Origin of the sequence: Polymorphospora sp. NPDC050346, assembly GCF_040655695.1 — a bacterium.
In the GTDB taxonomy this organism is placed as follows: domain Bacteria; phylum Actinomycetota; class Actinomycetes; order Mycobacteriales; family Micromonosporaceae; genus Polymorphospora; species Polymorphospora lycopeni.
In genome coordinates this window covers 119,297-144,682 of sequence record NZ_JBFAKM010000003.1, presented here as the reverse complement: position 1 = coordinate 144,682, position 25,386 = coordinate 119,297, and the positions used below count along the sequence as shown (strand labels likewise).

The following is a 25,386-nucleotide window of genomic DNA, read 5'->3' as shown; positions in this document are numbered from 1 at the left end:
GGCGGAAGTTGCACGCGTATCTGCGGTGGCCCAACGTGAACAGCCGGCATCCGGATGTGCTGGTCGCGCAACGTCGGGAACGTGCCCGGGTACGGAGTGAACGACACGTGGGGTCGTCCCCGGTCCAGGGCTGCGTGACACGCCCTGGACGGCGGAGCTAAGAAGCTGAGTACGCGTACGGATGGTAGCGGCGGCTACCCGCGACGAGACTCCTCCGTATGCGTACACGGATTGTCCTTGCCACGGTCGGACTGGCCGGTTTGCTGGTGACCGGTGGTTGTTCTTTCCAGGAGAGCATCTGCGGCGGCGGCGAGTACCCGGTCATCGCGGTCGGCGGTCAGGGCGGCAGTGCCTGCATCCCGGACGGACAGGAGCCGACCGCTCCATATGTTCGCTACCCCGAGGGCAAGGTGCCGCAGCATGTGGACGACGAGTGGGACGTCTATTGGCGGAGCCACGGCATCGACGAGAACGGCACCATCATCGAGAGGTGACGGCCGTCGGCGGAGATCCGACCTGTTCGGCGTCGCTTTCTCCGCCGGTCGTCGCATCCTGTCGCCGCTTCTGGCCAAAACTTCGTGATCGTAAATGGCCGGCTCGACAGCTTGTCCACTGTGTATGAATAGGCGGTATACGATCGGCTGATCTTGTAGCTCTCCTGCCGCAGTTGTCCCAGGCTTGCGTTTGCTCCCGAGTTCGACATCGAGGTCGTCCATCTGTTCTCAGCCGCGTGAGCTGAGGTAGGCCTTGCGCTCGTCTCCGAGCAGCGGTCGTCTCCGCGTGGTGCCGGCGAGACCCACTTGACTCGGCGAAGTAGCTCAGCAATAGTTGAGTCAATGAAAGCTGAGTCTTCTTCCCTTGGTGGGCGAGCCCGGATCCACGCCGCCCTCGGCGATCCGGCACGCCTGGCGATCGTGGACGCGCTCACCCTGGGCGATGCCTCCCCTGGGGAGATCGCGCACACCCTCGACATGCCGACCAACCTGGTCGCCCACCACGTCAAGGTCCTCACCGGCGCTGGCATTGTCTTCAGGGGCCGCTCCGAGGGCGACCGGCGACGCACCTACCTGCGGCTACGCCCCGAGGTGCTGGCCGCTCTCGCCACCCCGCGTCTGGCGGGCGTCGGTCGGGTGGTGTTCGTGTGCACCCACAACTCGGCCCGCTCGCAGTTGGCTGCCGCGCTCTGGAAGCAGCGCGCCCACGGCGATGTCGCCTCCGCCGGCACGAAGCCCGCCACCCGGGTGCACCCCCGCGCAGTGGCCGTGGCCCACCGCCACCACCTCGACCTCGACCCGACCGGCACCGCCCACGTCACCGATGTCGTCCGCCGCGACGACCTGGTGATCGCCGTATGCGACAACGCCCACGAGGAACTGACCGGCCCGGTCCACCGACTGCACTGGTCGGTCCCGGACCCGGCGCGCGTGGACACCGACGAGGCGTTCGAAGCCGCGTACGCCGACCTCGCCGACCGCGTCGACCGGCTCGCCCCCGCCATCCTGCCCAGAGGTCCCCGATGACCGACACCGCCTGTCCCTACCAGGAGATCACTTTCGACCAGCAGGTTGCCCCGCACACCGCCGCGACGCGACTCGCCGGGCCCGACCCGGTCGACGTGCGGCCGATCCGCGACGAGACCGAGCGCCGAGTCCGTCGTCTGCCCGACGAGTTGAACGTCCCCGCCACCCGACAACCGATCTGCCCGATGATCCGGGACAGCAACACCAGGGGAGAGGCAGACCGATGACCATCGCCCTTCGGCGGCGCCTGCTGGCTGAGTTCACCGGCACCGCCCTGCTGGTCACCGCTGTCGTCGGCTCCGGCATCATGGCCACGGCCCTTTCCCCCGGTGACGTGGGCCTGCAACTGCTGGAGAACTCCACCGCCACCGCGTTCGCCCTCGGCGCGCTGATCCTGATCTTCGGGCCGGTCTCCGGCGCGCACTTCAACCCCGTCGTCTCCGCCGCTGACTGGTTCCTCGGTCGCCGCGCCGGCACCGGCCTCACCGCCCGCGACCTGGGCGGCTATGTGGTGGCGCAGGTCCTGGGCGCGATCGCCGGATCAGTGCTGGCGAACCTGATGTTCGACCTGGCCGCCGTCGACTTTTCCGGCAAGGACCGCGCTGCCGGTCACCTGTGGCTCGGCGAGGTCGTTGCCACCGCCGGCCTGATCCTGCTGATCTTCGCCCTCGCACGCTCCGGCCGCGCCGCGGCGGCACCCGTCGCGGTCGGGGCCTACATCGGCGCCGCCTACTGGTTCACCTCGTCCACCTCGTTCGCCAACCCGGCGGTCACCATCGGCCGTGCGTTCACCGACACCTTCGCCGGTATCGCCCCCACCTCGGTGCCCGGGTTCGTCGTGGCCCAGTTCGTCGGCCTCGCCGTCGGTGTCGGTCTGCTCGCGGCCCTCTACCCCGACGCGGGTGCCGCTGCCGACCAGGTCGTCGTGCCCATGGACGAGGACGCCGCTGCCGGCCGCCGCTCGTGACAACACCGTACCCACAAGAACAGCGTGCTCGGCCCGGTCCGGGCTTCGTCGACCGCCGCCGTAAGCCCGGGAGAGGCACCTGATGAGCGACAAGCCCAGCGTCCTGTTCGTCTGCGTCCACAACGCCGGCCGTTCCCAGATGGCCGCCGGCTGGCTGCGCCACTTCGCCGCCGACACCGTCGAGGTCCGCTCCGCCGGCTCCGCGCCCGCCGAGAGCGTCAATCCGGCCGCCGTCGAGGCGATGTGGGAGGTCGGGATCGACATCACCGACCAGACCCCCAAGCTCCTTGAGTACGCCACCGCCGAGTCGTCGGACGTCATCGTCACCATGGGCTGCGGCGACACCTGCCCCGTCTTCCCGGGCAAGCGCTACGAGGACTGGAAGCTCGAAGACCCCGCAGGCAAGGGCGTCGACGCCGTCCGGCCGATCCGCGACGAGATCCGCGCCCGCGTGGAGAAGCTCCTCACCGAACTTCGTGCCACCGCCTGACAGCCGGCCAGCGCCGCCCGCCCGCCGACCTGCCGGATCCGGACGGCTCCCGCCCGAACAAACTCACGGTGATCCAGGCCTCGTTTCACCGGCTTACCGACGGTGTTGCTGCAACGATGCAATATGTGGGATCCGCGAAAATTACAACGCCTGCTATCTCGCCCCTTGCCGGCGAGCCGATCAAACGTGCCGACGCCGAGCGACTCGCCGGAGTGCTGAAGGCCTTCGCCGACCCGGCCCGGCTGCGACTGATCAGCCTGATCCAGTCGTCTCCGTCGGGGGAGGCGTCCGTTACTGACCTCACCGCGCCGCTCGGACTTTCCCAGCCGACCGTGAGTCATCACCTTCGGATCCTCACCGAGGCCGGCCTGCTCGAGCGCGACAAGCGCGGCGTCTGGGTGTACTACCGCCTGGTGCCGTCCGCGATTGCGGGAGTCGCCGATCTGTTGACGCCGCCTCGCAAGCGGGCGATGAAGAAGGTCCGCTGACCGACACCCGTCAGGCAGTGGCGGCGAGCCCCAGCGGCAGGATCCGGCCGCGGCTGACGTGAGGTCGGATCTGCTCGCAGTCTCGCTGGCATCGAGGACGTGCGATGGTTTCGGCGCTCGGGCTGGTCGAGGTGTTGGCGCATATCGCGCTGAGCCCGGAACGGGTAGGACCGCTACGGACGGCGGCCCTCGATCTCGGCTGGGCGCCCGTCGTAGCTGATCACGCTGTCCGACGGAACCGAGCAGCGTGCCTTGGCGGTGAGCCAGACGGTCGCGACGACGAGCCGTGCGAGCGCGACGAGGGACGCCGGCTGGACGCGCTCGGGAGTGTCAGCGGGGCTGTGGTCGCCGCCCATGCCAGCGCCGATCCCGACCGTCGCGAGCCCGGCGGCGGCGTACCGGCGGTCGTCCGAGATCAACGAGCGCGGGGAGAGGGGGAGGCCGACGTGCCGGCCGGCCTGGTCGACGGTCGCGAGCAGGCGGTGTGCGTCGCCGCCGGCTCCGGCGTGTGCGGCCCCACGGGTCAGTCCGGCGCCGTCGGTGCTGATCACCAGCGGTCTGGCGTCATCAGATGCGAGCGTGGCGGCGTGGTGGGCGGCTCCACGGCCACCGAGCGCTTCGGCGTCCAGCAGCGCTACCCGCAGCGCGGTTCGTGGGGGCGGCGCGGCAGCCAGGAGGCGGGCCGCCTCGAGTACGACGGCGACGCCGCCGGCATGGCTCGCGGCCGGCTGCCGCAGTCCCGGCACGTCGCCGACGCCGTCGAAGTGCGCGGTCAACAGGATCTCCAGGTCGGCATCCGGGGCGGTCGCGAAGATCGCGTGGATGTTGGCGGCCGTCAGGTCGAGCCGGCGGATCGGTGCGTTCGCCGCCCACCAGCCGCGTCGCTGCGCCGCTGCCTCATGGACCGCCGCGTGCAGGTTCGGTTCCAGGGCGAGCATCGGTAGGGGACCGGCGTCGGTGCCGGCGAGCGTCGTCGTGAGCCACCCGTCGATGCCAGTGGTCCCAGGAAGGAGCAGGCCGCAGGAGCGGCCGGCGTGTCCGTACGCGTCGAAGACGCTCATCGACGCTGGGACGACCAGCCACCGGCCGGTCGGATCGCCCTGTCCGGCGACCGTCAGTTCACCGTGGCGGATCAGTGGTGCGTCGGACGAGGTCAGGTGCAGGCTGACCTCGCGGCCGAACACCGGCTCTCGCAGTGCTCGGCCGTCGTTCCAGCGCACCTGTGGCGCCGCGTACACCTCCGGCACGCGGGTCGCGTCGAACGGGGCGACAGCGACCGTTGCACCGAGTTCTGCAAGCTGGTCCGCGAGCCATGCCCGTGCCGCGGCGCCACCGGGCGTGCCGGCCCGGCGGCCGGCGAACCGTTTGTCGGCGAGGTAGTTGACTGTGCTGGTCATGCGCCTGGCGGATACCTGTGCCAGCACGAGGTCGAGGGCCCGGACGGTGTTCGCCGTCGAGACAGGCACGTTCATCGGTGGCAGGGGACCGTGATCCGTTGGCTGCTCGCCGGCGCGCCCTGATGCGTCGGGGAACCGGGCACCCCCATCGGTGTGCGGTGGAACGGTGCGCCTCGACGCAGGCGTGGTGGCGGCGAGTGCCTCGTCCGGATCCTCGGCGAACCCACCGGTCGCCTCGGATCGCCTCATGGTCGGAACCCGGTCTCGCTGTGGACGCTGGACGCGATTGGGCGAAGGGTGCCGGGACGGCGGTCGTGCGACGCGGCGGGGGTGGGCCCGGTGCGGTTGCTGTGGAACCGCGCTCTGGTCGACCGGCGGCTGAACGGGTCCATGGCGGCCCTCCTTCGCAGCTCTCGGCTGTCTAGACAATCCTCTAAGTAACCGTGCACGCTGATTCGAGAGCTGTCAACCTAGACCCACGTCGAAACAAGTCATGTGGCTGCCTCGATGCCTCGTCGGCGACGCCCACCGCCGACGAGGCGGGCCGGTCTGGTGCGGGCGCCCGCACTTCAACCTCTACCTGGCTCTGTGCCCGCACCCCGCCAGGGCGGTGGCCGTCTGCCGCCGCACCGTCGGCGGCCCCGGGACGGCACGCGAGAGGTCGCGTCGCGAGCGACCGGTGGTGCGGCCCCGTTCGGGTGGGGCCGCACCACCGGTTCAGGTTCCCCGACTCGCGTCGGATGGCTGGAGGCGGCCGTTGCGATACGCGGTGTTCCGCAGCCCACGACGGTGGTCCTGCCCTGGAAACGCTGGGATCGCGGTGGAGTGCCGGGGCTCCAGCCGGCCGTCGGGACGCCGACGGTGCCTGCCGGGAAGTCGGGCTTCAGGCGGGGGTGCAGCAGATGCCGGCGGCGGTTGGGCTGCTGGCGGGCTGCTCCTCGGCGACCGGAGTGCGGCAGGCGCTCTCGGTGGCCTTCGTCAGGTGGGGAGAGTCGGCCTTGACGGTGTAGACCTCCCAGGGTTCGTTGCCGGGGCCGCGTACCCAGACCTTGTCCTGCAGGGCGTAGCAGCACTCGGTGCTGTTCTCCTCCAGGGTCACCAGGCCGGCCTCGGTGAGGCGCCGGGTGGCCGCGTCGACCTCGTCGGTGCCGGGGACCTCGACGCCGAGGTGGTCCATGACCGTGGGCTGGTCGGGCTCGCCTTCGAGCAGGACGAGCTTCAGCGGCGGGTTCTCGACGGCGAAGTTGGCGTATCCGGGGCGACGCTTGGCCGGCTCGGTGTCGAACAGCTTGCTGTAGAAGGCGATGGAGCCTTCCAGGTCGGATACGCGCAGGGCGAGCTGGACGCGGGACATGGGTGTCCTCTCAATGGTCGTGCATCGACGCGCGGCAGGCCGTAGCGGCTGCCCGCTTGTCTAGATGCTTTTCGAATCAGGCCCACTGTTGCACACTGTTTCGAGAACCGTCAAACTAGGGGAATGTCGAAGCAACCGGTGGCGGACCCCGACCTGGTGGCCTGCTGCCCGCCGATCGCGACCCGCCGTCTGGAGGCGAACCAGGCGGAGGTCATCGCACCGATGTTCCGGGCCCTGGGCGACCCGGTCCGGCTGCGGCTGATGTCGATGATCGCCTCGGTGCCCGAGATCTGCGTCTGCGACCTGACCCCGGAGTTCGCCCTGTCCGGGCCGACCATCTCCCACCACCTCAAGGTGCTGCGCGACGCCGGCCTGGTCGAGTCCGACCGGCGTGGCACCTGGGTCTGGTACCGGGTCAGAGCCGACGCGTTCCGCCAGCTCGGTGCCCTGCTGCGGGTCCCCGCGCCCACCGGGGAAGCGTCGGCGTGAAGCACGCATCGGAGAACGTCGTCATGGCCATGCCACCGCGACCCGTCGGCCTCCGATAACCCATCCGCCCGGCACCGGCGAGATCACGACCGTTGCCATGACCGACCGGCACGCTGACCCGGTCCTGGACATCTACCGCCTCGGGATCGCCCCCGCCAACGGCACCTTCGGCGGCTGACCGGCACGACAAACGCGCGTCGGCTGCCCCGACCTTCGAGGGCCGGGACAGCCGACGCGCGTTGACCGTCAACGGTCATCGTGCCGGCAGAGCGCGGTGCTGCCTTCACAACCAGCACCGTTTGTGACCACTGACGGGCCCGGAACCTGAACCCGTCCTACCGCCCGGCGGCGCCGGACCGGAGGCACCGCCGTCGACGGTTGGTGCTCGTCATCGGGACGCCACGGTGTCGGCCGACATGTCTGGCGCGCCCGCCTTGCTGTCGTCGGTCGCGCCGCGTTGGCGGACGATTCGGGCGGCCCGGGCCGGTGCGTCGGGGTAGAGCAACCGGACCAGGGCGTAGGCGAGGCCGCCGCCGATGAGCTGCATGAGGATGAACGGCAGCACCGACGACGGCGTGATTCCCGCGAACGTGTCGGAGAACATGCGGGCGACGGTGACGGCCGGGTTGGCGAAACTGGTGGAGCTGGTGAACCAGTAGGCGGCGGTGATGTAGCCGGCGACGCCGACGGCGATGGTGTTGGTCCGGCCGGACCGGGCCATGCCGAAGATGACCATCACCAGGCCGAGGGTGGCGACGACCTCACCGAGCCACAGGTTTGGGGTGTCGCGTTGGGTACTGGAGATGCTGACCGCCGAAAGGTCGAACATCAGGTTGGCCACGACCGCGCCGACGAATCCGCCCACCAGTTGCGCGGCGATGAGGACGGCGGCGGTGGTGGCCTTGACGGCGCCGAGCGCGAGTTCGACGAGCGTGACGACAGGGTTGAACGCGGCCGACACCGGTTGCAGGGCGAGGATGAGCGCGACCAGGATGCCGCCGGTGATCAGGGAGTTCTGCAGCAGCTGCAGGCCCACGTCATCGGGTGAGAGGCGGGTGGCGGCGATGCCGGAGCCGATGACGGTCGCGACGAGGAAGGCGGTACCGACGAGTTCGGCGACCGCGGCACGGATGACCGGCATCGTGCTGCGCGGCTGCGGCCGGTCCGGGCCGTGGTCAGACATCGGCGGCGGCGAGTCGGTGGATCGGGCGGGGGTAGCCGGGCTTGAACGAGTTCGCCTCGGCCGCCCGGGACCGGGTTCCGGCGATGTCGTCGGCGTGCGCGACGGCATCGAGCACCGCCTGGTCGAGGACGGCTGGCTCGCAGGCGACCCGCGCGTTGACCGTGGCTGTCGCGGTCGTGGGGGAGCCGGCGGCGGTCAGGTCGACCGACGGGGTGGTGCCCGAACCGGTGATGCTCATCTTGGTCAGTTCGCCGTCGCTGTCGACGGTGAGCTTGGCGTGCCCGATCTCCGCGCCAGCGGCCTGCATGTTCTCCGCCAGGTGTGTCAGCAGGCTGCTCGCCCACACGTCCGGGGAGAATCCGGCGCCGTCGGCGTCGATGACGAATTCCTGGTTCAGCCAGGCCAACTGTGCCTCCGCCGCCGCGTACCGGTCGTAGTCGATGTCGAGGTCCGCGGTCCAGCTCGCCGGCTGCTCCCATGCGTGCAGCAGGTCGGTCAGGCCGGTTCCGGTCTTCGCCGAGTAGCCGATGACGGTCGCCTCCGGGTAGGCGCGGCGCAGGTCGTCGATGACGCGGTCCCGGTCGTCCTGGCCGATGAGGTCGATCTTGTTGACGGCCAGGACGTCGGATTCGCGCAGCTGCTGGCTGAACAGGTAGGACAGGTCGGACTCCGGCTCGCCGCGTTCAGCGGCCCGGGTGAAGGCCCGCAGGCGCATCGGGTCCACCACGGTCGCCAGCGGCGCGACGACGAACTGGTCGCCGTAGAACTTGCGCAGGGGCCGGACCACGGTGGCCTGCAGATCGGTGCAGCTCCCAACCGCCTCGGCGATGACGACGTCGACGTCCCCGCCGGCGATGAGTTCCTCGACGACCTCGATCAGGTCCTCGAACCGGCAGCAGAAGCAGCCGCCGGTCACCTCGGCCACCGAGTCGAGGCTGCTGCGGACGAGCTTCGTGTCGACCAGTTCCGTGCCCTGGTCGTTGGTGACGACAGCGACGCGCTTCCCTTGCTGCTGCAGGTGCCGGGCGGCCGCGACCAGCGTCGTGGTCTTGCCCGCACCGAGAAAACCGCTGAGTGCGATAAATGTGATCACGGGCCTGTTCCTCCGGTCGATACGTCGGGATGGCATGCGCAATACGACGACACTGACCTCAGGCCCTGAATAGTCGGCGAGAACTGCGGTCGGTCAGTGAATCGCTTGATCGAAATGATCCCGGTGCCTGTAACACTTGTCAACGGTCGGCTCTTGGGCTGATACGCGTTTCATGCCTTGTTTTCGGGCGCGTTGTATCGACGGACCGGCGCAGTTCTGATGTCGCTCCGATCGGCGGATTATTCTCAGATAGGTTTGTATTCCAACTCGATTATGTCGTGGGCGCGTTCGAGTTCGGCGTTCGTCTGTTCGACCGAGTCCGTCACGGCGATCACGTATCCGTACCGGGAGAGGAACCCCCGCGGTGGCAGTGCCAGATCCTGGTCGGGCTGACCGGTCGCCACCGCGGCATGCACTCCCGGACTGAGCAGGTCGGTACGTACTCGCAGGTTCAGGATCCGGCAGTCGACCGGCGGGTACAGGAACCGGATACCAGCCACCCGTCGACGGGTCGGGCGGCTGGTGGAATAACACCCAGTGGCGATCTGCCCGGCGGCGACGGCGAAGTCGACACCGGTGGCCAGATAACCGAGGTGCGGGATGAAATCGCCACCGAGTCGGGCGTTGATCTCAATGAGACGTGGACCGTCACGAGTCAGCCGAAATTCGGTGTGAGTCATGCCGTCGGTGAGACCGAGCCCGGAATGAATTAGACGAAGCTGGTCGTTCAACGCCTCATTGGTCAATAGTGGATCGGCGCCGTCGATGAAATGAGCGGTTTCCTCGAAGTACGGAGCCAGCCCCGTCTGTTTGCGGGCCAGGGCGAGCGGAATGACGTTTCCGTCGACGACAGCGCTGTCGACACTGATCTCCGGCCCGTCGAGGTATTCCTCGACGAGCACATCCGCGCCGTCGCGTACGACGTCCGGAAACACTGCGGCGTCGGCGATGCGGTACGCCCGCACCAGCGCCTGCTCGTCGTCGACCCGTTGCACGCCGATGCTGCCGGCCAGCCGTCGCGCCTTCACGACGACCGGGTAGCCGATCGCGGCGGCGGATTCCACCGCCTCGACCTGACCGGTCACGGTGACCGACCGGGGCTGGCCGACGCCGTGACCGGCCAGGATCCGGCGGGTGGCCGCCTTGTCGCGGCAGGCGGCGACCGCCTGCGGCGGGCTGCCCGGCAGGCCGAGCTGTTCGGCGGCGATGGCGGTGGCATCGATGACCCACTCGTCGTAGCTGAACAGGCCGGCGACCGGTGCGACCTCGGACCCGATGCGGCGGACGGCCCCGACCAGGGCCGCCGGATCGTGGGTGTCGACAAGGGTGAATCCGGTCAGGTAGGGCCGGTGCCAGCTGGGTTCGATGGCGTCCAGCAGCCACAGCCGGAAATGGGGTGCCAGCGCGGCGAGGATGTACTCCCGGTAGCGGCGGTCCCCGCTGCCGACCAGCGCGAGCAGCGGGCCATCCTGTCCGGGGCTGCTACTCCTGTCGCCCATGTCGTCGGTCTCCGTTGTCGAGGTGCGGCCACGCCGGCAGCGTCGGGGTGGGTGCGGGGGAGCGACCCATGACGACGTCGGCGGCGGTCGGGAACTTCGTGATGCAGCTGTGGTTGACCGAGTAGAGCCGGGAGGTTCCCTCCCGGGTGTAGGTGACGAAGCCGACCGCGAGCAACGCCTTGAGGTGGTGCGAGACGAGAGACTGCCCCAACCCGAGTTCGTCGACGATGTTGCCGACCGAGACGGGTTCGGTGCGGCGGCTCAGATAGCTGAGGATGATGATCCGGGTCGGATCCGACAGCGCCTGGAACCAGCGGGCGTACGTCTCGGCGGTCTCCCGGTCCAGGGGCTGGTCGTCACCGGACACCGGGCCCGGCTCGGACGTGGCGCCGTTCTGGCTGGTGCCGCTGCGCGACCAGGCACCGCCGGACCGCTCGGCGGCCGGCCGACGGTCCGCGGTGAGGTGGATACCCGGGCGGTGTCCGGACGGCCACCCACGCGCCGCGATGATCATGGCTGCCAGCGCGGTGGCGGCGACCTGGTAGGCGACCAGAGTGGTGTCGAACACGGCTTCTCCCTCGTCCGGCGGACCGATCCTGCGCTGCCGCTCGTTCAAGGCCAGCTGATCGGTGGGCGCTATTGGGAGCATGCCCGTTAAGCGGAGGCGCTGTCATCTGAGGTGATCGGTGTCGCCGGTTTCCGGGCCCGGATGATTGCCGCATGCATCCCGTCGGCGGCCTCGTGGGTGAAGACAACCTCCGGGTCCACCAGGCCGGCCCGCGTCAGTACGTCGCGGTACTCGCTGACCGACAGCGCACCCGCGACGCACTCGGCACGGCTGCCCCGGGCGGCGCGGTCGTCGGCGGACAGCCGATCCTCGGCGACGACGTCACTGATCCCGATCCGGCCACCGGGCACCAGCACCCGGCTCATCTCCTGACACACCGCCAGCTTGTCGACCGACAGGTTGATCACGCAGTTGGAGATGACCACGTCCACGGTCTCCGCCGGCAGCGGGATCGCCTCGATGACGCCCTTGAGCAGCACGATGTTGTCCAGTTCGGCGTCGGCGATGTTGCGCCTGGCCACCGCGAGCATCTCTTCGAGAAAGTCCAGACCGAAGACCTGCCCGTCCGCCCCGACCCGGCGGGCGCTGAGGATCAGGTCGAGGCCCGCCCCGGAACCCAGGTCCAGCACCGTCTCACCCTCACGCAGCTCGGCAACCGCGGTCGGGTTGCCGCAGCCGAGACTTGCCAGCAGCGCCGGATCCGGCGCCTCGCCCGGGCCGATGCCCGCGTAGTTGACAGCACCGAAGGCGGTATCGGTGTCGTCGGCGCAGCAGGCCGAGCCGGCCGCGGCCGTACGCGCCTTGTCCCGGTAGTAGTCCTGGACATCCTGTTGCGGTGCAAGCGTCTCACTCACGGGAACCTCTTCCAGATCCTGGCGTTCAGCCGTCGGAGCAGCAGGCGCTGCCCGAGGCCGCGGTTTCGAGCAGGGGCAGACGGCTCGGCGCGGCCACGTCGCCGAAGGCGACACGCCGGGCCGCACCAAAGGCATCGAGCAAGGGATAGGCCCGTACGCGGTGGGCGGCATCGGCCAGCACCAGACTCGTGGTGATCCGACGCGAGCTGCACCCACGCAGCACCTTCGCCTGATGGGCGCCGGCACCGAACTCCACCTGGCGCAGCCCCTCCCGGTACGCGTCGCGGACCGGGGCGTTGAGCACCAACGCGAAGTACAGGCCGCTGCGCTCACCGAGCCGGGCGTAGTCGAACCCCGCCCACTTCGTCAACAGGCGGTGCCCCTTGCGCAGCACCACGCACGAGGCGACCAGGTCGCCGTCGACACTGCCGGTGTAGGCACGCAGGTCGGCGCCGGCGTCCAACAGTTCGGCGAGCAACGTCTCGATGTGGGCCGGCTCCTCACCGGCACCGTTCTTCTCCCGGTTGAGGCAGGTCAACTCCGCGATCCGGGGAACGTGCGGCCGGATCGCCGCACCGTCGAGCCGCTGCACGGTCACACCGGCCGCGGCGACCCGGCGTTCGTCGGTGACGACCCGCTGCCGCTTCCTCTTCGGCAGCCCCACCAGATACTCTTCCCAGCTCGCGGCGGTGAGCGGGATGTGGTCCTCGAAACCCCAGAAGGTGGTGTGACCGCCTGCCGCGTCCAACGCGGCGGTCAGCGCGTCGTTACCCGGCCGGTCCGGTACCCACGGAGCGACCACACTGCGGATCCCGGCACCGAACGCCGCCGGGACGAGCTGCTCGACCATCGTGGCGAACAGCGTCGGGGTCCAGAAGTTGTAGCCGATCTCGGTGCGGTAACCCAGCGGGGACCCCAACAGCAGCGCGGGGAAGAAGGCATCCTCACCCAGCGCGTCGACCTGGGCCGTGACACTCGGGGCCACCTCCACCCCGCAGCACACGCTGTCACCCGACGGCGGCTGCCAGCCCAGATACGTACGGGGATCGTGGTCCACGGCCGGTGGCGCGGTCAGCACGTAGCCGGGAAGCAGCGCCAGCTCGCCCCGCCCTCGCGTGGCGACGGTGTGCCACGGCTTCGCCTCCGGCAGCGCCCGCTCGGTGGCGGCGAGGAACGTCGGCCCCACGTACGGCCACGCGTCCGTGAGGTCCGCGGACTCGCGGGCCCAGTCCATCTCGGGAAGCTGCTCGCCCGTGCGGACGACGACCCGATGGGATCCACTCATACCTGTTGCCTCCTCCTACCGGCCGCCCGGCCCGTCAACACTTGACGCAGCAGCGGACGGCACCCGCGTCTTCGGCTTCGCTGCGGCGCTGCTGCCACAGCGTCTCCACCCGCCGGTCGGGATGGGTCCAGTCGAGGTGGAAACCCCGGTCCACGAGATCGACATCGGTCAGCCACGGTGACTGCAGCAGCGGGGAGCCCTTGAACAGCAGCAGCCTCGTCTGCAGTGCCGTCGGCTCCACCACCCGGGCCAGGCCCGTCTCGACCAGGAAGTCCTCGAAGGTCAGCAGTTCCTCGTAGCGTACCCAGGGGGTGAACGGGATGAAGGTCGGATTCAGCTCGAAACCGATCCGGTCCGCCTCCGCGATCGCCGCACGCATGTGGGCGACATCGATACCCTTGTCGAAGATCCGCAGGATGCGGTCCGACGGGAACTCCAGCGCCGACGTGACCCGGCGCAGCCCCAACGACACCAGCTCTTCGAGCAGCTCCGGGTAGTCGAGGATGTGGTCGACCCGGGTGGTGAACTCGAACGTCGAGCCGGGAAACTCCGCCACGATCTGGCGGACCACCTCGACCCCGAGAGTCCGCGAGTTGAAGAACTCCGCGTCGATGAAGAAGAAGTGCCGTACGCCGTCGTCGGCGAGCTGCCGCGCGTCGGCGAGCACCGTCTCCAACTCGTACGGCGCCACACCGCCGTCGTACGCCCCGTACACAGAGCAGTAGGTGCACTTGTGGTGACACCCGCGGGACACCTCGATGTTGCCCATCAGCCCCAGGCCGGTGTGGTGCGCGGGATAGTGCACCAGCGACGGGAACAGGTGACGCGCCGGCGCCGTGGCGGTGATCCGCCGCCGCGGGGGCCGTGCGGTCATCTGGTGCGCCGTACGCAGCGCGGGAACCTGTGGCAGCGGGAGCTGTCCGGTGGCCGCCTGGCACAGCTCCTGCGCGATCCGTTCCGGCTCGTCGAACGCGACCGCGTCGACCCTGGCCAGGAACTCGGTGCTGTTCATCTGGGCGTACTGGCCGAACGCGACGATCGGCGCGCCCGGGTGGGCGGCCCGCAGCCTGGGGGCCAGGTCCACGGCCCGGTGCAGACCTTCGAACTGCTGCACCGACAACAGGACCAGGTCCACCTCGGCGTCGGGGAGGCGGTCGGGGAACGCGTGCGCGTCCCAGGCCGTCACCGCCGCCCCCTGGTCCTGCAGGGCAGCGGCGACGCAGGCCGACGCCAACGGTTGCAGTTCCGCTTCGAAGGAAGACACCACAAGCACCCGGGGATCAGGCAACGTAGCCCCCTATGTTCGCGCCACAGGACCGGCGGCAGCCGACGATTGCCGGAGGCGACGAAGCATCCGGGTGCATCAGCTGGGTACCGCCGACGATGGCACCTTCACCAATCCGTGTCAATAGATTGATGGAGTCGGAATGTCCGAATCGGAAGTCTTTCCGTGATCTTGTAGCGGTTGCTGTCGCAGCCTCTGGCCTGCGCGTTTCGCGTCAACGCACCAAACTCGATCTTTCGGGATGAGTCCGGGACGATTGTGGTTTGAAGCGATCGGGCAGATCGTCTGACGTTTGTCCGAATTAGGATTGCCCGGCCTGGGGCGGACCTCCTGAACACCTGATCCTCCGCACGGCGGTCCTCGGTCCCAGCGAGCCCCGCCATGCGGCCCGACCGACAAGCCGGCTGACCGTCGTCAAAGCACGAGCTGGGCACCGAAGCCGATGATGATGCTGCCGAACACGCTGATCCCCAGATACGTCAGGAAGACCCGGTTGGTCACGACGCTACGGACCGCGACCATCGCCGGAACCGTGGTCACGGCACCACCGAGCAGGAACGTCACGACCGCCCCCGGCGCCATCCCCTTGGCCAACAGGCCGTCGATGATCGGAATCGCGCCGACACCGTTGAGGTACAACGGCACACTGATCGCCGCCGCGAGCGGGATCGCCACCAGCGGATCCTTCCCGAGCAGGGTCGTGATCAGGTCACCCGGCACGTACATGATGATCAGCGCCTCGGCGACACAGGCCAGAACCAGCCACTTGCCCAGGGTCAGCGTGTCCCGGCCCATGTTCCGGAAGCTGATCTGCCAGTTCCGCCGGGTGCGCACGCTTGCCTTCGCCGCCGGCCACCACGGCCTGTCGTCGTCCTCGCCGTCGTCGACGCCGGCCGAGCCGCCAGAACCCTGGGCCGCCGTCTGCGAGCAGGCAGCGGTCGCCTGCGCGGTGCCGCCACCGGCGCCCACCAGCGCCGGCTCCTCGGTGCGCGGCTGATCCTGTCCACACTGGGGAACCTCGAGTCGCTCCTGCTTCTCGTATCCACGCCGAAGGACATTCTTGAACATCCCCCGCCGCTCCATGAGCAGGACGACGAAACCGGCCCCAACGCTGAGTATCACCGCGCCGACCAGGCGAGCCGTCGCCAACGGCATGCCGATCTGCGCCGCCGTCATCGCGAAGATCTCCGGATCCATCGCCGGCGAGGCCACCCAGAACGCCATCACCGCCGACAGGGGGATGCCGCCGGCGAGCAGCTTGCGGATGAGTGGGATGACGGTCAACGAGCAGAACGGGCTGAACGCCCCGATCGCCGCGGCCAGCACCACGCCGACCCAGCCCCGGCGTCGGAACGTGCGTCGCGCGATGATGTCGAGATAGAGCAGATCCACCATGGCCGAGATGAAGATCGCCAGGGCGAACCACGGCGCCAGTTGAACCAGATAGACCAGGGTGAGTCGCACGACCTCCACGACATCTTCCACGGCCCCTCCTTGCGGACGCGCTTCGGCCGGCACGGGCGGCCGCCGAGCGCACTCTATCAACCAACAACGATGATAGATAGAATCTGTGGTAGGTGGCCGCGAGGCGGCCCACGCCGACACCGCGGACACCCACCACGAACAGTTGTTTGCCGCGCTGGGAGAGAACGGGTGGCCCCACCGACGCCAACCGTCCATCGATCTTGCCGATGCCGGTGCGCAGTACAGTGGCCACGCTGGCCCGACCGTGCGCGACCACCTGAGGTGGGGCAGAACGGCGATGTGGCAGTCCACAATGGGGTGATGCGCACGTGGCGGAAGGTGATTGGGGGAGTGAGGGCCATCCCGCGAGCTCGATGATTGCCACCCAATATGGTCCGCCGCCGTGTCAGGACGATCCAATGACGGCTTGCCGACCAAAGTGAAGGAAAATAGCGTAGTTGATCTCTAGAGCAGCAGGTCAGGAAGTCTGCTCCCCGCGCACGCGGGGATGATCCCACGTCGTCGACGTCGACGGTCTGCCCGTCGAGCTGCTCCCCGCGCACGCGGGGATGATCCCGCGCGCGCGCGTACGCGCGCGAGGCTGACGCGCTGCTCCCCGCGCACGCGGGGATGATCCCTGTTCAAAATCATTGATCCACGGTTCCGAAGGCTGCTCCCCGCGCACGCGGGGATGATCCTCGATTGCGAACAGCGAAGAAGCTATCCGTCTGCTGCTCCCCGCGCACGCGGGGATGATCCCTAAGCGCTTCAAGCTGCGGCCGTATGTGAGGCCTGCTCCCCGCGCACGCGGGGATGATCCCCCGGCCAAGGAGACGGACTCCCGGGCTAACGGCTGCTCCCCGCGCACGCGGGGATGATCCCGCGGAGTTTCTCGACCTGCTTGTGCAGGCCGTCTGCTCCCCGCGCACGCGGGGATGATCCCTTCGCGGTGACGTCTTCCTTCCCGGCCGGGGCTGCTCCCCGCGCACGCGGGGATGATCCGGCCGCGATCGTTGGCGCCTGCGGATACAGCGTCTGCTCCCCGCGCACGCGGGGATGATCCCCTGAAGATCACGGATGCTCGGGCTGCGGAGAACTGCTCCCCGCGCACGCGGGGATGATCCGTCGTACATGCGCCGCTGCTCGGCGGCACTCAACTGCTCCCCGCGCACGCGGGGATGATCCCTCGCCCCGCGCGCCGTGAAGCTCGACGGATCCCTGCTCCCCGCGCACGCGGGGATGATCCGTCCTCGCGGAAGCACAACCCGACCCGGAATTGCTGCTCCCCGCGCACGCGGGGATGATCCCGCGGCCCACACATCGAACACGGCTACTACGACCTGCTCCCCGCGCACGCGGGGATGATCCCGAGGCCGACCGGCGCCGCTGGCACGACGAGCGCTGCTCCCCGCGCACGCGGGGATGATCCTGCGCTTACGGCACCGTTCCGGGCGGCTAGTAGCTGCTCCCCGCGCACGCGGGGATGATCCCTCCCAGCCGCGGCCCGAGCGGTCCACGAAACCCTGCTCCCCGCGCACGCGGGGATGATCCCTCGCTGTGCAGGTCAGCCTCGACCAGCGTCCACTGCTCCCCGCGCACGCGGGGATGATCCCGTGGCGGCGAGGTCGCCGGACGCGTCCAGGCCACTGCTCCCCGCGCACGCGGGGATGATCCCGCCGGGCCCTGGTCGACGCGGACCGGCGGGCCCTGCTCCCCGCGCACGCGGGGATGATCCTGGTGGCGCTGACTCAGCCGGCGTCCCGGGCCCTGCTCCCCGCGCACGCGGGGATGATCCCTCCCCGCCGGACCGGCGCCGGTCGGCGTCGTCCTGCTCCCCGCGCACGCGGGGATGATCCATGGATCCCGACACGTTCCTGCCGAACCGGGAACTGCTCCCCGCGCACGCGGGGATGATCCCTGTCGTGTGGACATATGAAGAGTCGACGCACCCTGCTCCCCGCGCACGCGGGGATGATCCGATCGTGCGGACCGTCGCCCGCCACGGGTGCCGCTGCTCCCCGCGCACGCGGGGATGATCCCGCCGGCGGGACCGGGCGGCCCGGCGGGCCCCGCTGCTCCCCGCGCACGCGGGGATGATCCCCGAGCGACGTGATCTACGGCGGTGGCCGATGACCTGCTCCCCGCGCACGCGGGGATGATCCCTCGCTCAGGTCCGGGCGCAGGCTGCTGATCTCCTGCTCCCCGCGCACGCGGGGATGATCCCGGCTGGCGTTCGGCATCGAGCTGCACATGAATCTGCTCCCCGCGCACGCGGGGATGATCCGGACGGCCTGCCCAATCCGGCGCTGCCGTACTGCTGCTCCCCGCGCACGCGGGGATGATCCCCGCGCCGAGCCCGTCGCGTGGCCGCCGAACCCAGGCGGAGCGCTGGCCGGATCGGGTTACAGGGAGCCCGCGACCTTGCCGCGCCGACGTCCTGCCGAGCGATCAGCCGCCCGGCCCGCGCTGGATTGTGGTGGGCCAAGGCCCAGGATGGCGGTGGTCGTTGACCTGCTCGATGGTGACCGGCCGCAGCGCTTGCCAGCCAACGCTTGTCACAGGTCGCGCCCGCCCAGCGAGACGTCGCAGAGCCTCGACGCCGCTGTCGTCCAGCGGATTGCCGCCGCCGTAGCCGACGAAGGCTATCGCCCCAGGGGTCGGCTCCCAGACGATCATTCCGGCGCCGTCACGTATGCCGGACAGCACCGCAGGCCGGCCGTGGACGGTCCCGGCACTGACCGAACGCACCGCGAAGAGTTGGTCTTCGAAGCCGCCACTACTGGCGACCCCAGCATGAATCCAGCCCGAGCCGAGGGCTTGCCCTTCGCCGGCTGCTGCGCTGCTGTAGCCGACTTGACGCACGATCGGTGGTCGGTACGGCCCAGTCGAAATCACCGTATAGCCATCAGGCGGATCCATGCCCGGCCTGCCAGCGACGACAGTTGTTCGGGCAGCAAGCGCGATCAGCATGGGCTGGCCAACATCTCCACGGATGCGGGCGTGTCCACCAGCGACCGGCCATGTGACCTCCGCATCCGTCGCTATACCTGTAACCCCGTTGACACTGACGTGACGCCCCGTAGCGGGAATCTCGACAGGGAATGTCACGACAGCACCGTGCCTGGCGAGCGAGCCGTCCGACCGGCGTACGACCACGGCCCACGGTCCGTCCAGGGCGGTGGGGTCACACCGTTGCTGGCTTAGATCTCGGTGCAGTCCATCCCCCGGCTGCTCGAGAAGCAGGCCAGTGATCCAGTCTGCCACCGCAGCGCCCTGGTCCGAACTGGCCGACGGACATGATTCCTCGGGATCAGTCGGCGTCGTCGGGCTCACGATAGGAGGTGTCGTGCTGCGTGACCCGTCACTTTCGTGTAGGACGAACAGTGCTGCCACGATGAGGGCGATGAAACTCGCTCCGATCAGCCACCGAGGTAGCGGCTGCAAGGACCGGTCGGGGCCGGAGTTGAGGATGTCCGGTTTATCATCCTGACGGCGATCCACGCTCCTGGACACCCCCTGTCAGTTGGAAGGCAACAACGCAGCTTGGGCCGGGTTCGGCTGAAAGCGCAAGGCGACCTCATTGATCGCTACCGGACCTGGGGTGTCCGATCGTGCTGTCCTTCGGCGATGAAGTTGATCGCCCCACCGACACGAACTCCCACAAACCCCGAGCGCTCGCGGTGGTTGGGCAATCGATCGTCGCGATGACCGAACGACACCTCGATGGCGGGGGAGTGGGCGTGCGTGGGTGATGCGTGAACAGCGACAAGCCCTGCTTGCAGGTGAACACCACCCTGCGGGAAGCGGGGGAGACTCCCGGAGTCATGTGGCGAGGCGGACGATCGCGGCGATGGACCGGTCCACGTCTTCCTCCGTCGTGGTGGCGTTCGATACCGAGATCCGCATCAGACGCCGCCCCCGCCAGGTTGTGCCGCCTGCCCAGCATGTGCCGTCCGCCTGGACCGCCGCCACCACCCGGTCGGTGCGCGCGTCGTCGCCGAAGCCGACGAGCACCTGGTTGAGGACTACCTCGTTCGCCACCTCGAACCCGGCCGAGGTCAGGCCGGCGGCGAACCGGCGGGCCAGCGCACAGCAGCGGTCGACCAGTGCCGTGACCCCGTCGCGGCCCAGTTCCCGTAGTCCAGCCCAGACGGCGAACCCACGGGCCCGGCGCGACGACTCGGCGGTGAAATCCCCTCCGGCTGGTACACCCCCGGAACCGACCAGGTACGAGGCGGCAAAGGACATCGCCGCGGCATGCACATCCGGCCGGGCGCAGAACGCGAACCCCGAGTCGTACGGAATATTCAGCCACTTGTGGCCGTCGCAGGCCCACGAGTCCGCCAGTTCCAGCCCGTCCACCAGATGCCGGGTGGCGGGGCTCGCCGCGGCCCACAGCCCGAAGGCCCCGTCCACATGCACCCACCCGCCGTGCCGTCGGACCAGTTCGCACGCCTCCCGGAGTGGGTCGCAGGCGCCGGTGTTCACGTTCCCGGCCTGCAGGCACACGATGGTCGGACCCGAGGGGCCGCCTTGCAGCACCTCCCGCAGCAATCCAAGATCAATCGCGCCGTTCGGCCCGGCCGGCACCGGTTCCACCAGATCCGTCCCGAGGCCGAGTAGACGCAGCGACCGGTCGATGGTCGCGTGCCGCTCCGCACCGGCGATCACCCGTATCGGCGGCGCCCCGAGCAGCCCGCGCCGATCCACGTCCCAACCCGCGTCCGCCAGTAGGTGGTGGCGGGCGGCAGCGAGCCCGGCGGTGTTGGCCGCCTGGGCGCCGGTGACGAAACCGACCGACGCGGACGCCGGGATCCCCAGCAGTTCCTTCAACCAGACGCCGGCGGCGGCCTCGGCCGCGATCGCGGCCGGCGACGTGACGGCATTGGTCGCGAGCTGGTCCCAACCGGCTGCGAGGATGTCGGCGGCGGTCGCGGCCGGCAGGGCACCGCCGACCACGAAACCGAAGTACCGCGGGCCGGCACTGGCCACCAGGCCCGGTTCGGCCGCGGCGAGCAGGTCCGCCAGCACCTGCTCCGGCGGGCAGGGCACGGAGGGCAACGGGCCGGTGAACGCCTCGGCCAACGCCCCCTGGTTGATCGACGCTCCGACCGGCCGATCCGGCAACGATTCCCGGTAGCCGGCGGCATGATCAGCGGCCAACCGGAACAGGCGCCCCAGATCCTCCACCGATCCACCCCAATCCCCGGCGCACACCGAACTCGGCACCGTCGTTCGGGGACCGGAACGCTGCACGTACACCGTCTTGCCCAACGACCGCGGGCCACCGGAGCCTACCGGTCTCCCGCGGAGGTGCGCCGCGCTGCCGTGCCCGCCGCGTCGGGCGTGCGGCTACACCACAAACCCGAGACGCAGGCGTACGTCCAGGGGCTGACCCGGAACGCCGGGCGGGCGCGGCTACCGCGAGCCGACCCAGGACATGTCCGGCCACGGCCCGAAGTCGAACTCCTCGGCGATGCGGACGAGTTCGGCCAACGGCACCGTCTCGGGGTCCCCGCCCGTCGGCTCGGCGGCGATCGGCGCGTCCAGCCCGACGAACACCGCGACCCCGTCCGGCAGGGTGAAGAACAGGTGGCCGTTGTCGGGCACGTGCCAGCCGTCCGACCCGAGCACCCGTACCGGCCGGGCCGCCTGCTGGTTCAACAGACCGGCGTGTGCACCGGGGCCGGAGAGCACCATCAGTTGCCGCCCGTCGCCGCCGGTGACCGAGACCAACTGCCGCCAGTCGGCTCCCTCGTAGTTCACGAAGAGCTGCCAGGGCCGGCCGGCCAGGCCGATCGGCAGCCAGCCCGGACGTGGTCCCAGCCGGATGTGGCGCGGATCCGGTCGCGTCGACCGGGCGACGCGCAGCGCGACGTTGGCCCGCTGCTCGACGGTGTCGTCGCCGAGTACGGTCAGGATCAGTTGCGGCTCGCCGGGCGGCTGCCAGATGACGTGGACGTCCGGGGCGGCGTCCGGAATCTCGGGGCCGCGGACGAGTTGGCCGGCGACACCGGCGACGTCGACGTCCTGCGTACGGCCGGTGGGCCGGTCGGCATCCAGGGACTCGTGCCAGCCGACGGTGAGCGCGACGATCGGGGTCCGGGCGTCGGCTGTGCCGGGTCGCTCCCACTGCCGCGCGACGACCGGTGCCTCCTTGCCGGACACCAGGACCCGCAGTTGGCTCTGTCCGTGACCGGGAGGCAGCCAGGTCGGATGTTGACGTAGCGGGACCTCCAGCCAGCCGCCCCCCGGGCCGTCCGAGATCTCAGGAAAGCCGGTTCGGGGTCGGTCGAGGAGACGCACCGTGCCCAGCCCGCCGAGGCCGACCGCCGCCGTGGCCACACCGGTGCCGGCGAGCCGCAACACGAGGCGGCGCTGCCGGTGCCGCCGGGTGCGGCCGGTGAGGTTCGCGCGGATGCGTTCCGGCCCGGGCGCCTCGTCGGCGATGGCGGTCAACGCCTCACGGATCGCTGCTGAATCGATCATCGCTGTTCCTTCGACGGCTGGAGCGTGGCGGTGCCCCGCAGGCTGGCGAGGGCGCGTGATGCCTGACTGCGTACCGTGGCGACGCTGCAGTCCATGAGCGCCGCGATGTCGGCGTCGGCCATGTCCTCGAGATAGCGCAACGCGATCACGATCCGTTGCCTGGTCGGCAGGGCCCGGATCAGCCGGACGAGTGCGTCGCGCTGCACGACGGTCTCGGTGCGGTCGTCGACCGGGTCCGGCAGGTGGACCCGTTCTCGGCGTAGCCTGGCCGTCACCCGTCGGCGGGTCGACACCAGTTCGTTGACGATCATCTTGCGTACGTACGACTCGGGCAGGTCCAGCGCGTCGATCCGCGCCCACCGGGAATGTGCCTTCACGAGTACGTCCTGCACGACGTCCTCGGCCTGGTGCGGGTCGCCGGCCAGCACGGTGGCGTACCGCAGCAGCGCCGGCAGCCGCGCCGCGACGAATTCCTCGAACGTCACTCGACCTCCCTGTTCATCATGAACACGAAGCAGGGTGCCGTTTCTGTTGCAGGCGCCTGCGGACCTCGTCGCCCGGACCGGGTGCCGCGGCGGCCGCCGGAGGGCGCTTTCCTGCACCTGCGATGTACCCATTGACCGATTCTGATGGGTGGGGATAGCCTGCCGGGAAAGCGTTTTCTTCTACGTGGGGCAACACGGAGAACGGCGCGCCAACCTGCCGCCATGCCGTCCGCCCCCGTCCCCCGGCTCCTCCGTCCGGCGGCCGTCCATGGCGCGAGTCCCAGATGGGAGCAGCGACATGATCCTGGAAACCCGTCCCCCCGATTCGGGACGACGGCTGCGCAGGGCCGTCGTCGGCCTTGTCACCATGGCCCTCGCCGCACTCGGTGTCGCCGTCGCACCGGGTCCGGCACACGCGGCCACCGTCGACACCAACGCCTGGTACGTCCTGGTCAACCGGCACTCCGGCAAGGCGCTCGACGTCTACAACCTGTCCACCAGCGACGGCGGGCAGATCGTCCAGTGCCGCGCAACGACGGCAACTGGCAGCAGTGGCAGTTCGTCGACTCCGGGTCCGGCTACTACCGCCTGAAGTCCCGGCACAGCGGCAAGGTGCTCGACATCTTCGAATGGTCCACGGCCGGCGGCGCCGAGGTCGTGCAGTGGGCCGACTTCAACGCCACCAACCAGCAGTTCCGGCTCGCCGACTCCGACGGCGGACACGTCCGGCTGATCAACCGGCACAGCGGAATGGCGCTGGAGTCCTGGGAGTGGTCGACCGCCGACGGTGCCCGCATCTCGCAGTGGAACGACCTCAACGGCGCCAACCAGCAGTGGCAGCTGGTCAGGGTCACCGGCGGTGGCAGCGGTGGGGGCGACGGCAGCGGCCCGTGGCCGACCGAGACCGGCAGCGAGCGGGTCAGCTCGACGCGCAACCTCGGCAGCTTCTTCGATGGTGGCATGAAGCGCTACTACGGCATCGGCGACGGCGGGCAGAGCGAGGACCAGGACCCGATGTTCGTCGTACCCAACGGTGGCACCATCCAGAACGTCATCCTCGGCTCCCCGGCCGGCGACGGCATCCACTGCGAGGGCTCCTGCACCATCCGCAACGTGTGGTGGAACGACGTGGGCGAGGACGCGGCCACCTTCCGCAGTTCGAGCGCGTCGGCGACGTACCTGGTCGACGGTGGCGGCGCCCGGTCCGCGTCGGACAAGGTCTTCCAGCACAACGGTGCCGGCACCGTCACCATCCGCAACTTCCAGGTGCACGGCTCCGGCAAGCTCTACCGCGCCTGCGGCAACTGCTCCACCTCCTACCAGCGGCACGTCGTCATGGACGGGGTCACCGCCCGGACGACGGGCGTCCTGGCCGGCATCAACACCAACTGGGGCGACACCGCGCGCTTCTCCCGGATCACCGTGTACGGCAGCACCACGATCTGCGAGAAGTACCGGGGTGTCCCGAAGGGCGGCGAGCCGACGAAGATCGGCTCCGGTGCCGACGGCACCCACTGCCTCTACAGTTCGTCCGACATCACCCAGCGCTAGCCGGGTTCCGGTGGCTTCCGGTCGACGATCCGGCCGGGAGCCACCGGTGGCGGTGCCGGTTCAGCCGAACAGCGTCCGGGCCAGCGCCGAGTCGCCAGCGCGGCCCGGCCGAGCGGGAGACGGCGTGAGGAGGGGCGCAGCCCGCGGATGACGGTGAGCCCTGTTCCGGGTGCGGGCACGCGCCGCAGCATCACCCAGGGCCGGACGATCGCGATCTCTTCATCTGCGCGGCCTGCATTTACGAGGAGGATGAAGGGCTACGCCATGTCGCGGCAATGTGTACGAGGGTCTTCCCCGGCGGCGTCGCTGGGTGACGTGCCGGGTGACGACGGGCGTATAACGCGGCGGGACACCCGTTTGAGCGGTCGGCCCTGTTGCTGTCGACAGCCCTCTGCTCCTACGTCACAGGTGATCCGCCGCGGCTTGTCCTGGGGGCCGACCTCAGACAAGATCGGCGCCATCCCGGTACACAACGCCGACAGCCGTAGATCACACCGAAACAGGCGGCATCGGGGACAATCTCGCAGTGAGCTGGGAAGAGTTCTTGTGGCATATGGACCACCGCTTGGGCATGTACGTCGGGCGGCCGAGGTACGAGCGAATGTACTCCGCGCTGACGGGGTTCGCTCTGGCGCGCGGTCGGGGCGAGTTGACGGCGTTCCAGGAGTGGATGTCCGCCCGGCATCCGGGCAGCAGCTTTTCCTTCTCGGCTCTGGTGCTGGTCGAGACCTTTGGCGAAGATGCCACCGAGGACTGGCTCGTCAACGATGCCGACCACAGGCGGGCCGTCTCGGCCCTCTGCCGGCTCTTCCTGGAATTCCTTGGGCAGCAGGCGCCGGCCGCGCACCAGCGCTGACAACGGACGGCTCTATCGGAAGTCCCGCACTGGATTGGCTGGCCAATGTCACGACCGGCGATGGACAGT

At 69.6% G+C, this 25,386-nt stretch carries 23 protein-coding genes, 2 pseudogenes and 1 CRISPR repeat array; of the genes and pseudogenes, 11 read left to right on the top strand and 14 right to left on the bottom strand.

What is annotated here, in order from left to right:
- Positions 1-2: 2 nt before the first annotated feature.
- From AB0I42_RS05010 to AB0I42_RS04980, 7 genes and pseudogenes are all read left to right on the top strand, one after another.
- Positions 3-138: pseudogene (locus AB0I42_RS05010) on the top strand (IS630 family transposase); the annotation flags it as partial.
- An 80-nt stretch (positions 139-218) separates the two neighbouring features.
- On the top strand, positions 219-494 hold the full coding sequence (locus tag AB0I42_RS05005; RefSeq protein WP_357534292.1) for a hypothetical protein: 276 nt from the start codon (positions 219-221) through the stop codon (positions 492-494).
- Positions 495-836: 342 nt separating this feature from the next.
- Entirely contained in the window at positions 837-1,520 is a 684-nt protein-coding gene (locus tag AB0I42_RS05000) for a helix-turn-helix domain-containing protein (RefSeq protein ID WP_357534290.1), read from the top strand.
- Positions 1,517-1,747, top strand: a complete 231-nt coding sequence (locus tag AB0I42_RS04995; protein ID WP_357534288.1) for a hypothetical protein — start codon at positions 1,517-1,519, stop codon at positions 1,745-1,747. The genes AB0I42_RS05000 and AB0I42_RS04995 overlap by 4 nt, the downstream gene beginning before the upstream one ends.
- Positions 1,744-2,487 carry an MIP/aquaporin family protein gene (locus AB0I42_RS04990; RefSeq protein ID WP_357534287.1) on the top strand — a complete coding sequence of 248 codons (744 nt, stop codon included), beginning with the start codon at positions 1,744-1,746 and terminating at the stop codon, positions 2,485-2,487. Before AB0I42_RS04995 ends, AB0I42_RS04990 begins: the two co-directional genes overlap by 4 nt.
- An 82-nt stretch (positions 2,488-2,569) precedes the next feature.
- Positions 2,570-2,977 (top strand): arsenate reductase ArsC, encoded by a 408-nt coding sequence (locus AB0I42_RS04985; protein ID WP_357534285.1) that lies wholly within the window; start codon positions 2,570-2,572, stop codon positions 2,975-2,977.
- Positions 2,978-3,093: 116 nt separating this feature from the next.
- Positions 3,094-3,465 (top strand): metalloregulator ArsR/SmtB family transcription factor, encoded by a 372-nt coding sequence (locus tag AB0I42_RS04980; RefSeq protein WP_357534511.1) that lies wholly within the window; start codon positions 3,094-3,096, stop codon positions 3,463-3,465.
- Between the two features lie 173 nt (positions 3,466-3,638).
- Here AB0I42_RS04980 and AB0I42_RS04975 read toward each other — a convergent pair whose 3' ends face one another.
- Complete coding sequence (locus AB0I42_RS04975; RefSeq protein WP_357534283.1) at positions 3,639-4,937, bottom strand: M28 family peptidase; 1,299 nt, start codon at positions 4,935-4,937, stop codon at positions 3,639-3,641.
- Between the two features lie 808 nt (positions 4,938-5,745).
- The gene (locus AB0I42_RS04970) at positions 5,746-6,216 is read right to left on the bottom strand and encodes an ArsI/CadI family heavy metal resistance metalloenzyme (protein ID WP_357534281.1); all 471 of its coding nucleotides are present in this window, start codon (positions 6,214-6,216) and stop codon (positions 5,746-5,748) included.
- A gap of 123 nt (positions 6,217-6,339) precedes the next feature.
- Here AB0I42_RS04970 and AB0I42_RS04965 point away from each other — a divergent pair, with 123 nt between their 5' ends.
- A complete protein-coding gene (locus AB0I42_RS04965) occupies positions 6,340-6,705 on the top strand; it encodes a metalloregulator ArsR/SmtB family transcription factor (RefSeq protein WP_357534280.1) in 366 nt (121 codons plus the stop codon).
- A 388-nt stretch (positions 6,706-7,093) separates the two neighbouring features.
- Here AB0I42_RS04965 and AB0I42_RS04960 read toward each other — a convergent pair whose 3' ends face one another.
- From AB0I42_RS04960 to AB0I42_RS04905, 12 genes are all read right to left on the bottom strand, one after another.
- Positions 7,094-7,888 carry an aquaporin gene (locus AB0I42_RS04960; RefSeq protein ID WP_357534279.1) on the bottom strand — a complete coding sequence of 265 codons (795 nt, stop codon included), beginning with the start codon at positions 7,886-7,888 and terminating at the stop codon, positions 7,094-7,096.
- Positions 7,881-8,981, bottom strand: a complete 1,101-nt coding sequence (locus AB0I42_RS04955) for a GTP-binding protein (RefSeq protein ID WP_357534277.1) — start codon at positions 8,979-8,981, stop codon at positions 7,881-7,883. Before AB0I42_RS04955 ends, AB0I42_RS04960 begins: the two co-directional genes overlap by 8 nt.
- 245 nt (positions 8,982-9,226) lie before the next feature.
- Positions 9,227-10,480: an ATP-grasp domain-containing protein gene (locus tag AB0I42_RS04950; protein WP_357534276.1), complete on the bottom strand. Its 1,254-nt coding sequence runs from the start codon at positions 10,478-10,480 to the stop codon at positions 9,227-9,229.
- Positions 10,464-11,048 carry a metalloregulator ArsR/SmtB family transcription factor gene (locus AB0I42_RS04945; protein ID WP_357534274.1) on the bottom strand — a complete coding sequence of 195 codons (585 nt, stop codon included), beginning with the start codon at positions 11,046-11,048 and terminating at the stop codon, positions 10,464-10,466. Before AB0I42_RS04945 ends, AB0I42_RS04950 begins: the two co-directional genes overlap by 17 nt.
- Positions 11,049-11,134: 86 nt before the next feature.
- Positions 11,135-11,902, bottom strand: coding sequence for a methyltransferase domain-containing protein (locus AB0I42_RS04940; protein ID WP_212817375.1), 768 nt, complete (start codon positions 11,900-11,902; stop codon positions 11,135-11,137).
- 25 nt (positions 11,903-11,927) lie between these two features.
- Entirely contained in the window at positions 11,928-13,187 is a 1,260-nt protein-coding gene (locus AB0I42_RS04935) for a GNAT family N-acetyltransferase (RefSeq protein ID WP_357534272.1), read from the bottom strand.
- Positions 13,188-13,221: 34 nt separating this feature from the next.
- Positions 13,222-14,451: an RCCLKC-tail radical SAM protein gene (locus AB0I42_RS04930; protein WP_357534271.1), complete on the bottom strand. Its 1,230-nt coding sequence runs from the start codon at positions 14,449-14,451 to the stop codon at positions 13,222-13,224.
- Between the two features lie 435 nt (positions 14,452-14,886).
- Positions 14,887-15,990 carry a permease gene (locus AB0I42_RS04925; protein WP_357534269.1) on the bottom strand — a complete coding sequence of 368 codons (1,104 nt, stop codon included), beginning with the start codon at positions 15,988-15,990 and terminating at the stop codon, positions 14,887-14,889.
- Positions 15,991-16,423: 433 nt separating this feature from the next.
- Positions 16,424-18,281: a CRISPR direct-repeat array (repeat unit 28 nt; unit sequence CTGCTCCCCGCGCACGCGGGGATGATCC).
- Between the two features lie 103 nt (positions 18,282-18,384).
- A complete protein-coding gene (locus tag AB0I42_RS04920) occupies positions 18,385-18,906 on the bottom strand; it encodes a hypothetical protein (protein WP_357534267.1) in 522 nt (173 codons plus the stop codon).
- A gap of 852 nt (positions 18,907-19,758) precedes the next feature.
- The gene (locus tag AB0I42_RS04915) at positions 19,759-21,126 is read right to left on the bottom strand and encodes a pyridoxal-dependent decarboxylase (RefSeq protein ID WP_357534265.1); all 1,368 of its coding nucleotides are present in this window, start codon (positions 21,124-21,126) and stop codon (positions 19,759-19,761) included.
- 228 nt (positions 21,127-21,354) lie between these two features.
- Positions 21,355-22,425 carry a hypothetical protein gene (locus tag AB0I42_RS04910; RefSeq protein ID WP_357534263.1) on the bottom strand — a complete coding sequence of 357 codons (1,071 nt, stop codon included), beginning with the start codon at positions 22,423-22,425 and terminating at the stop codon, positions 21,355-21,357.
- Positions 22,422-22,910 (bottom strand): SigE family RNA polymerase sigma factor, encoded by a 489-nt coding sequence (locus tag AB0I42_RS04905; RefSeq protein ID WP_357534262.1) that lies wholly within the window; start codon positions 22,908-22,910, stop codon positions 22,422-22,424. Before AB0I42_RS04905 ends, AB0I42_RS04910 begins: the two co-directional genes overlap by 4 nt.
- 367 nt (positions 22,911-23,277) lie before the next feature.
- Between AB0I42_RS04905 and AB0I42_RS04900 the strand changes: the two are divergent.
- The 3 genes and pseudogenes from AB0I42_RS04900 to AB0I42_RS04890 form a co-directional block, all read left to right on the top strand.
- Positions 23,278-23,774: pseudogene (locus AB0I42_RS04900) on the top strand (RICIN domain-containing protein); the annotation flags it as partial.
- Positions 23,751-24,461, top strand: a complete 711-nt coding sequence (locus tag AB0I42_RS04895) for a pectate lyase (protein ID WP_357534510.1) — start codon at positions 23,751-23,753, stop codon at positions 24,459-24,461. The pseudogene AB0I42_RS04900 and the gene AB0I42_RS04895, both read left to right, overlap by 24 nt.
- A 601-nt stretch (positions 24,462-25,062) precedes the next feature.
- Positions 25,063-25,317, top strand: a complete 255-nt coding sequence (locus AB0I42_RS04890; RefSeq protein ID WP_357534260.1) for a hypothetical protein — start codon at positions 25,063-25,065, stop codon at positions 25,315-25,317.
- The last annotated feature ends 69 nt before the right edge of the window (positions 25,318-25,386 follow it).